This window comes from Streptomyces fulvoviolaceus (assembly GCF_000718165.1).
Classification (GTDB): domain Bacteria; phylum Actinomycetota; class Actinomycetes; order Streptomycetales; family Streptomycetaceae; genus Streptomyces; species Streptomyces fulvoviolaceus.
The window spans coordinates 1-225 of record NZ_JOEY01000238.1 but is presented as its reverse complement, the minus strand read 5'-3'; the positions used below and the strand labels follow the sequence as shown (position 1 = coordinate 225).

Annotated in this window: 1 protein-coding gene; it reads right to left on the bottom strand. The window is 72.4% G+C overall.

From position 1 onward, the window contains the following. The coding region (locus tag IG08_RS0153695; RefSeq protein WP_030622568.1) for a GAF domain-containing protein at positions 1-225 on the bottom strand (225 nt) is incomplete at both ends.

The following is a 225-nucleotide window of genomic DNA, read 5'->3' as shown; positions in this document are numbered from 1 at the left end:
GACGACCTCGTCGCGCAGGCGCATGGGCAGCGCCTGGACCGCCCCGAAGCCGCTGCGGTGGGCCGCCGTGACGAAGTGCGGCCAGCGGTCGGCCTCCCGAGGCAGGTCGGGGACGAGCACCGGTGCGCCGGTGCGGAAGCATTCGAGGCAGGGGCCTTCGTCGTTCTGGAGCTGGAAGAGCTCAAGGAGGCGTACCCGTTCGTCGGAGGCGGCCATGACGCGGAG